Raw genomic sequence first — 9,410 nt, 5'->3', positions numbered from 1 at the left:
ACCACCTACCGCGACGTCGCGTCGACCAGCACCGCGTGCAGCGCTCGCGCCTGAACGCTCGCCTCGTCGCCGCGCAACACGACATCGGCGAAGGCGGCGCCGAGGGCCCGGCGCACGTCGAATCCGAGTGCATCCGCGGCGGCCCCGGTCAACTCGGCACGCCAGCGCCGGTAACCGCGGACAACCTCGGCGAGTGGGTTGTTCCGTACCCCCTCCAAACGCAGGTACTCCGCGATCAGAACATGCTGTGCCCGCCTGCTTGCGACACCGCCACCGGCGAAGTCGAGTGCCCGGCCGAATTCGTGGAGCGTCGCCAGGTAGATTTCCAGCGCCGCCGACTCGGCGTCGGACTCCGCCGCCCCGGTCGCTCGCGTCGCGGTCCGCTGGTCGAGGGTGATCGACCGACCGGTACCCCGCGTATCGCGTGGTTCGAGACTCCACCACACCGGCCCCGATTCGGCATCGAGTTCGGCCACTGCGACGACATCGAGCGCGATCACCGGGTAGTCGGTGAGCACCCGGTCCACCGCGGCCGCGAATTCTCGCATGACCGGCACCTGCAAGCCGGGGATATCGAATCCGGTTACCCGTACGTCGTGGTGCTCGGCAAGTGCTCGCGCCAGCCGGCCGATTACGGGATCGATAGCCGGGCGCGCGTCGGCGCGGCGCTGATCCCGCGATCCATCGGCGGGCTTCGGTGCCCGCGGCGAAGACGGCAACCGAGGACTCGACGGTCTCGCCTGGGCAGCGGCGGGGGGTCCTGCCGTTCTGGGCGGCTGCCCGGACCACGGGGTATCCCGCCGTCCCACACCGCCCGGTGAGCCGGCCGCTGCCTGCCGCGCGGCGGGGGTACGGGGTGCGTCCCGGGTGGCGGCCGGGGGGAACACGGAGGGCGGAGGACGGTGACCGGAGTCTCCGGCCGGCTTGCCGGGGTTACCGTTGCCCGGTCCGCCTGCCCCCCGCTTCCCCTCTCGGCCCGCTGACCGATTCGAAGGATCGGTCAAGGGACCGCTCTCCGGCGTGGTGCGTCCCGCGGACGTGTCCGGTGTCCGGGCCCCGCCCGGGGCGGATCGGTCGGTGGGGTCGGCCCGGTCCGTGGGATACGCCGGGGCCCCCTTGGCCGGAAACGTCGTCGCGGGTTCGGACGTCAGTGGCGACTGTCCGCCCGCGGGCGGCGACGTGCCCGGGCTGCCGATCGGCCAAGGCGACGCAGACTCACCGATCGGGTCCGGGTGGTCGGCGGCAGTGCCGACCAGGCTGGCGCCGAGCATGTCCTGTTGTTCGAATTGGCTTGCGGCGTCCACTATTCCGGCTGCCGTGCTGTGCAAGCTCTGCTCCATCGTCCGCAGATGGGCCAGCAACCGGTCGGCATGCGGTTTGAACTCCTTGGCGAACGCGAGACCGAGGTCGTCGTCGCCCCAACTGCCGTCGGCCTGCGCCAGGGAATCGCGCAGTCCCGCATAGGTTTGCCCCACGTGGTCCCCGAGTTCGGCCAGCCGCGCTCCCCGATTTCGCAGCTGGTCCGGATCCAACCGAACTTCATCGTTCACGTCGCGATCCCCTCCGGTCAGGCTCGGCCGTTGCCGCGCAGCCGGAACCGTCGCTCGAAGCCGGAGACGAACATCGACAACGGCACCGACGTTGTCGAGCGCTCTACAACGCCATCGTCGGCCACGTAGAAAACCGCACGGTCCAAAGCGATTTCGCCGGCGGGCACCGGCGAGCGCACCATCCAGCCCACGCTGACGCGATCGGCCCGCAGTGTCGACAACGGGTACCCCGTGGTGTCGTAATCCTTGCTTCGAATGTGATCACGGACGAGGTCGAGCGCAGCCACTTCGCCGATCCCCTCGGCGTGGTTCGCGTCCAGATCCGCGAGCATCAACTGGAACATCGCGCCATCGATGTCGGTGCCGTCATCGTCGCCGAAGACCTGCGCGATCGCCTGGCGAGTCACCGCGCCGGCTTGTGCAGCCGACACCAACAACTCGGCCGCGCCCGACGCACCACCCGAGTGGTCGTCCAGCAGGTTGTCGACGACACCCGCCACAGTGCCGGCCGTCCACACCGCGGGCAGCGCCGACGCGCACTCCGATATCGGCGCGGACTCACCCCGATACCACTGCCCGTCCTCCCACCAGTAACAAAACGACAGCAAACCGGTTGCCGCCCGCGGATTGAGCACCGGATCGGCCACCCAATCCGGCGCTCCCGCAAACAATTCCGGCATTGCCGCACCCGCGTTGTACGCGGCGTCCAGAACCGACGCATCCCACACACCACCCGACAGCACTGCCCGGTCACCGGGCAGTAGGGTCAACGTCGAGCCGCTGCGTCCGGCGCCTTCGAAGATGCCAACCGACGGACCGATCCGCGGCCCCTGCCCCGATCCGACCGCCACGAAGGCTGCCGCCAGCACCGCCCACCGGGCCCACAACACGGCCAGCTCCGGCAGTTCGTTGTCCACGGCCACCGCCCGCGGACCCGCGCTCTGGTCCGCACGCGTCGCAGCGGCGGCGGCGCGCGGCGGCCGCATCCGACGCTCGCCGCGCCCGAGGTAGGCCGCCAGCCACACCGGCAGCCGATCCCGCGGATAACGTTCCAGGTCGGCGAGATAGGCGTCCGGTGCGAACAACTGCTCGCCGGGGAACGGCACCGCACCGTAATCGGCAGCGGCCTCGACACCGTCCGCATCGATGCCCACCAGCCACCGCCACCACGGCCCGCCGTCGGCCTCTGCCGACAGCTGCCGATGCCGACGCACCGCATCCAACACCGCATTCGGTACCGGGCAGCGGAACGACCGGCTACCGTCGTCGACCATCAGCACGGCCGATTCGGCGACCACGGTCATCGCGAACCGCGCCTCCAGTCGCTGCCATCCGGGTGGGGCTACCTCACGCAGTCCGGCCGCGATCCGAGCGGCCAGCCCCGCGAGGTCCTCATCCCCGGTCCGCGGCACAGCACTCTCCGTGTTCCGGGAACGACACGCGCGTCGACACCTCGGAGGCGCCAACGCGCGAGCTCGACCGCGAACAGTTCACGAGCAGTTCCCCCCAATCACCAGGATCGGTATGTCGTCGGATACAGAAGATTTCGCACTTCGCGTCCCGGCGCAACGCCGGCATTTACCAGCCATGGCAAGCCCAACGCTCAGTGAACTCCGTCATAAGGTGCACTCGACGGCACACGGCAACGGCTCCGATAGGCCCAGGATAATCTGAAGCACTTCCGGCAGAGCCATTCCCGCGTTCGCAGTCGGCACGAATTCGGCACGTCGGGCCGTGATCAGTCAGGCATGGCGAAGTCGGGGTTGCGCGAGGACACCTGAAGACGTAGCGGTGAATTCTTCTCCAGGAGCGTGGGTACGGTGGCGTCGCTGCTCGGTCGGTTCGTTCAGCACAGCACCGTTCCGAGATATCAGCTCATTCCATCATTCTCTTGCACTGTCGAACACCGCTATATGCCAAGTGTCGCTTCGCTTCTCGCATCCCGGTCAGTCGGTCAGAGTCACGATAACGGAAGCTCGACCGCACAATGCTGCAAGCTTCATGGGCAGATCCCGTGAGGGGCGGTCGAATGCTCTCACCTCGGCACGAAGGTCCGATGTCGGAGATCGGCGTGTCGAATCCGCCGGAATCACGCAATTGCCTGCGGCACTGGGCGAGACGGCCGATAGTCGTTTTGAGTGCATCGTGCTGTCTGCATCTATGGACCCCTGCGACGGGAGAAGTGCTGTGACAAGTCTCGACAACGACCAGACCAGCCACCGCGACACGGTTAACGACAAGCCGGAACCACCCGGCGAACGACTCACCCACCTTCTGAATGGGCCGCACGGCCTGGGCACCGAACTCGCCGCGCACTTCTCGACGGTGCCCCGGGTCGAGCCCGGACCGGCGGCACCGCCCGCGTTCGGCGCGATGTCGGCCCCCACACTGCCCAGCGCTGGCTTACGGCACCTTCACGGCACTGGAACTCCCCTGGGCGAGAGCGCGTTTCGGATACCGTTGCGGAACGCGACGGCCGAGATCGAGCCCTACCGAGAACTTGCCTGGGGTGACGGTTCCGCGCCGCCACTGTACTGCCCGCCCGCCACCCGGATCGACGACGATCTCGCCGACCGGATCGACGATCGCCTCACCACGTGGGCGGAGTCGATCGGGTTCACCGACGAGGAGCTCGAGAAGCTGCGCCGGACCGGCTACGGACGGCTGGTCATGCTGACCCACACCGATTCCGACGACCCCGACCGACTGCTGGTCCCGGCCCAGATGAACACCGCCTGGTGGATGGCCGACGACTACTACGCCGACGATTCGGCGCTCGGCGCGGACCCGACCCGGCTGCCGCAACGACTCACCTTGGCGATGGCGGCCTTGGATCCGTTGCCCGACGCGGGCGAGTTCACCACTCCGCTGCAGGAGGTGCTGCGGGAAGACAAGGTACTGCGAGCTTTCGGTTCCGCAATCGCGAATCTGCGCGCCCACGCCACCCCCGGGCAGGTGCAGCGCGCCTGCTACGCGACGTTCACGATGTTCGTGTCCTGGACCGCCTACGCCGCATGGCGACATACCGGCGAATCACCTTCCGCGTGGGAATATCTCGCTGCCCGCCAGCACGACACCTTCTACACCTCGATGACCCTGATCGACCCCGTCGCCGGATACGAGCTGCCCGCGAACCTCTTCTACGACGATCGGGTACGGCAGGCCGTGTTCCGCGCGGGCACCGCCGCCGTCCTGGTCAACGACCTGTTCTCGATCAAGAAGGATGCCGCCGACGAAGTGCCCGTCAGCAATATGGTGCTGCAGATCGCCGCCGACCGCGGGTGCTCGCTGGCCGAAGCGACCGAGGTCACCGTCGACCTGCACAACCAGATGGTGCACCAATTCGAAGCCGACCATCGCGCCCTGCGCGCCATCCCCTCCCCCGAGCTCCAGCTGTTCATGCGCGGCGTTCGCGACTGGATGGGCGGCTCGTTCGAATGGCACAACACGAACCCGCGCTACCGCTAGATGATTCGCCGCGCGCCTTGTCGAGCAGGGCGGCCAGGGCGGCCAGGGCGTCGATGGTGTCCTGCTGTGCCATAACGTTTCTCCGTATTTCTTCGAGGCGATCACCCTGATTGGTGATCGTGATGTGCCATACGGACATGGCGATCCCCTTCTGTAGGGAGTGCTGGGTGGGCAACTGGCTGGAACTCGGTGTATCCCAGCCGATTCCAGTGATCGGTCCCTCGGGCACGCCGTGGCTGCGAGACCTCACCGCCTAGCAGGTGGGCATTTAAGATGCATCGATGACTGATCGGGAGCCGAGCCAAGTCGACGCCCCTGGGGACTCCCCGGCGGGAAAACCGGTCGACGTGCCTGTCACCTTCTCGTGGCCACGCGATATCGCATACGTCAATGCAGGCGGGAGCATGGTGGTACGGGCCGTCGGATCGGAGGTGGGGCATGCGCTGCTGATCGAAGTCGACTTCGGCGAGTTTCCCGACCTGCGCGAAATATCTGAGACACAGATGGCAGTCCGGGCGCTACTGCTCGCGCTCGTCGACTACGAGATATCGAAACTTCCTGAGCGACGACCAGATCCAGACTCGGAGACCGCGGAAAAGCTATTGCAGATCATCAACGAGACCGCGGAGGATCACACCGAAGTCGGCGACTTGGTCCGGAAAATCCTGAAAACCCAAGATGCCGATGCCCTGGCCACGGTGGTCTCCGGTCTCGCGGGACGACTTGCCCCACGGATTGAAGCATCGTTGTCGATCTCGAGCAGTGTGACGGTCAACCCGTGGCAAGAGGTCGTTCAAGTTACCGTTCCTGCCGTCACAACAGGTGGATTGATGGCCGCTGCGGCACGCGCCGGGTGGGTCGCACTGCGCAACGTACCGGCGATTCTCGATGTCATCGTGCGGGCAACCACAATCAAGGCCGAGCGAGCGGCCCGGATCGCGGCTTTGGAAGCGGAAGCGTCTATCCACCAGAACGAGGCTCTGCTGGAGATAATCCGAACCTCGACAGAGGCCGCAGCCGCGCGCCGCGCGCTCGATGCGATCTTGGATGTATCACCTGATATCGCCAGAGGTATTCACGTTCAGTCGATTACCGATGAAGAAGCGAACGAACGACGGCATCGCCTGCTACGAGCCGTCAGACAAGACGCGGAGCCCTCCGATAGCCCATCGTGAGCACTATGGCTGCTGGTGTCGGCTGCTATGGGCAGTGGCAAACGGGCCGTCCCCTTTGGCGAAATCGGCCTAGCCGAATGAACCGGCAAACAGGTCCGAACAACTTGGTGACGTAAGATCAATCTCGGAAGTACGAGGCCATGCGCTGAGCAAGCGCGACCACACAGTCAGATTGGACAGCGATGGCGCTCTACATCGACGAAGTGGCAGCTTCGTGGGAACCACTCTGCACGACCGGCGAATCTTACGTGTGTCGAGGGGCGGTCCTGCGCTATCCATCGAATGCTGCTGTTTTCGACCTTATGCTCATCGAGCAGCCGCCGAGACGGTGGGGCCTCATGAGGGTGACCGGCTATAAAGCGGGCATTTTGGCGGTGGTTTTGCCGATTGATGCTCACCATCCCGAGGAACCAGGCATATCGACGGCGTGGCTGCGACAGCACTGGAACCAGTGGGTTCACCTGGATTCACGACCTGAGGATGTGTTCGTCGCAGCAGAGGGCTACCGCGCGGTCCGTCGAGCACAGTGACAGCTCGAAGCAGAAGCACACGATCGACCGCCGCACGTTTTTAATGCCGGGCGCAGACGATGCCCGAGAATCTAAACCCACCGTCGTTTTGCGAGGAATCTCCCACCGAATGTGAATATTCGATTTCGCTCTCGAGGCGAGAATAAATGTCGCTCGACATCCTCGTCGCGTCGTGCCCACTTTTCCGGGTCATCGCCGAATCGTACATCGACGCCGTCCACGGTGATCGTCTCGAAAAGCGATTACCCACATTTGTGCACCAAGCACCCAACCATCGGCGGCCATGTGTATCACCATGGCGGCCGGGCCTCTCGGCGCTGAACCTCGCGGTTCCGCGCGACGATCGGACGGTGGTGAGGGTACGCGCCGGTCTTTGATGCCCACCAGAACCGTTGTTGTGAGCCAGTTCTGATGAGCTCCCCGCGACCAGAAGACGGCGGTGATGCCACCCCTTCCGCATACATCGGCGCCGAAGGGCCGTACTGAGATAGCATTCAACGGATCGATACATCTGGGGGGCCAACCATGATCAAGAGTGTTCTAACCACCACGCTGGCAACAGTTGCCGTAATGGGGACGGTTTTGAGCGGTCCGCCGGCTCATGCCGATTCGGATCTGCCGCATGACTGTTCCACCAGGTTCGTCACATTCGGGGACGGCGAAATCTTCGCTGCGGAAGCCATGTGCACCCGCGGAGAGGGTTATGTCCAAGTAGTGGTCACGTGCAGTGACGGGTACACCTGGCACGGTGGATGGCAGCCTGTTCCTTCTAGCAGCTCTCAGCAGAGCTGCAACGGCTATGACTATGTCGAAGTCGGATACGAAACGAAAGGGCTACAACCCTAGTTGAAGGCGGGTCGGAGGGCGTTCGGCTGGCCCAGCGGATGGGGTGGGGTATTGGAATGGAAAGACGTTCACGACGCCTCGCCGACCACACCAGGCGGTGGCACATATCGTCGGAGGCCGGATCGAACTGTTCTCCCTCGCAGAGGTGCCGATCACTCGATATCGGTATCGCGGCAACGCGATTCCCATCCCTGGCCCCTGGACGATCACGCCTGACAGCAGACACCGTGGAGAGGTGGATGGGCACCTACTTGGGCGGCGACCCGTCCACGCCTGTGCTGGGATGACATCCGGGATCGGCCGGCAGCCGCCTACCTCCGATCCGCTGTTCTGCATCGCAAGGGTGAACAGCGGAAGGCTGGGCCCCGGTCACCGGTGGCGGCAGTGTCACCGCGGCCATTCGTCGCGGTTTATCGCCATCATCGCAGCGATAGCTGCGAACTGAGCACAGCCGGTCAAGAATACAACGATGACGTCAGGGCCATCCGAGTCGTTTCCGCCGGGCGAAGATGCACTGAAGATTCTGCTCGGCTGGTACGCCTCGGAGCGTTCGGACGGTGCCTCGCTGATGACCGCTGGCTTCACGCAAGTCACAGGGATGCTCGCCTACATCGGGGTCGTCACCACACTCATCGGAAAGTCGCCGGCACCAACGCCATTGGTGATAGTCGCCGCGCCCCTGCCCGCGCTACTCCTCCTGGTCTTCTACACGGTCCATAGCTTCAATCAGGGGCTGCGGGCAACTTCTGTCCGCACCCTGGAGCAACTGATCTATCCTGGCTTGGACGAATACGTGTCCAGTCAACCGCTCCCCGATTCGCATAAGGCTCTGCAGGCCAGCAGATTTCATCGAAATATGGACGTCGATCTTCGCAAAGTGGCAATCGGACTCCACGCAACGGAGATTTTCTACAACGCCGGGCATGCGAATCGCTGGCACGCCTCTTTGCTTAATTTTTACTATGCTCTTGCCGCTCTACTGGTCTTGGGATTCACCGGAATTGTCGATGCAGTAGGGATCTATGCCGCCTTCGGGCAATCAGTCGCCCACGATTGGAGGTACATCCAGTGGGCACTCCTTTGGACGGAATTCGGTCTAGGAATCGCAATGATCGTGTTCTTCTTGTGTTTCTGGGTTTCGGGTATGCGGCATCGCAACCGCGCCGAAGACGCAGCCAGAGAGGTCATCGCGAAGGCAGGAAAAACTCCCCCCAAACAAGATCCGGCTATGTCGGCCCCAGAGACGGTGCCGCCGCTTGCAACACAGCAAATCCCCGAAACCCGTCCGGTCCGACGATCGAACCGACGAGCACGATGGAAAACTATCACCTTGCGACTTCGAAACCTCTTGTCGTCGATGAATAGTGCTGGCAGACAAAAGGGTTGGTTGCGTTAGCTAGGTGAGGTACAGGCCGGATCATCCGAAATAATGTGAGCCCACTAAATTATCAGGCAGCAGCACATCAGAAAATTCCGCGACCCGTTTGGAACAAGGTGACGCCAGGATCGGCGACAGCAGCGCCAAGGGATCGGATTCGCTTGTGCGAGTTGTGAGTCCGCTGTTGGCGCCGGTAACCACCGCAACTCGGCCCTGCTGAGCTGGTATGTCTTGCTCCGTCCACACGTTCGCCATATTTCCTCCCAAGGATGCGGTCGGTCTGGTCGGTTCACCCGACGGGCCGGCGGCCGGGTGAGATTCATATCCACACCGTTGCGCGCCCGGGGCAGTTGCGCAAGGTGCGGCAACCGCCGCGCACGGGTGCACGGCATAGCCCCCTCGTGCGACAGCCGTCGCATCTCCAGCGGGCTCGAAGATGCTGCGGCCCTCACGGAACACGACA

At 64.3% G+C, this 9,410-nt stretch carries 6 protein-coding genes; 4 read left to right on the top strand and 2 right to left on the bottom strand.

Annotated features, from left to right (window positions below):
* Positions 1–5: 5 nt before the first annotated feature.
* Positions 6–1,550 carry a hypothetical protein gene (locus tag ACQP1T_RS16470; RefSeq protein ID WP_433761241.1) on the bottom strand — a complete coding sequence of 515 codons (1,545 nt, stop codon included), beginning with the start codon at positions 1,548–1,550 and terminating at the stop codon, positions 6–8.
* Between the two features lie 17 nt (positions 1,551–1,567).
* On the bottom strand, positions 1,568–2,962 hold the full coding sequence (locus ACQP1T_RS16465; protein WP_433761239.1) for a hypothetical protein: 1,395 nt from the start codon (positions 2,960–2,962) through the stop codon (positions 1,568–1,570).
* Between the two features lie 775 nt (positions 2,963–3,737).
* Between ACQP1T_RS16465 and ACQP1T_RS16460 the strand changes: the two genes are divergently transcribed.
* The 4 genes from ACQP1T_RS16460 (at position 3,738) to ACQP1T_RS16445 (ending at position 8,965) form a co-directional block, all read left to right on the top strand.
* Positions 3,738–5,018: a family 2 encapsulin nanocompartment cargo protein terpene cyclase gene (locus tag ACQP1T_RS16460; protein WP_433761237.1), complete on the top strand. Its 1,281-nt coding sequence runs from the start codon at positions 3,738–3,740 to the stop codon at positions 5,016–5,018.
* A 281-nt stretch (positions 5,019–5,299) separates the two neighbouring features.
* The gene (locus ACQP1T_RS16455; protein ID WP_433761236.1) at positions 5,300–6,193 is read left to right on the top strand and encodes a hypothetical protein; all 894 of its coding nucleotides are present in this window, start codon (positions 5,300–5,302) and stop codon (positions 6,191–6,193) included.
* 182 nt (positions 6,194–6,375) lie between these two features.
* Positions 6,376–6,723, top strand: coding sequence for an Imm45 family immunity protein (imm45, locus tag ACQP1T_RS16450; RefSeq protein ID WP_433761235.1), 348 nt, complete (start codon positions 6,376–6,378; stop codon positions 6,721–6,723).
* A 1,315-nt stretch (positions 6,724–8,038) separates the two neighbouring features.
* Entirely contained in the window at positions 8,039–8,965 is a 927-nt protein-coding gene (locus tag ACQP1T_RS16445) for a hypothetical protein (RefSeq protein WP_433761233.1), read from the top strand.
* Positions 8,966–9,410: the final 445 nt, after the last annotated feature.

Source organism: Nocardia sp. CA-135398, from assembly GCF_050955845.1.
Lineage (GTDB): Bacteria > Actinomycetota > Actinomycetes > Mycobacteriales > Mycobacteriaceae > Nocardia.
This window is presented reverse-complemented; position numbering and strand designations above follow the sequence as displayed.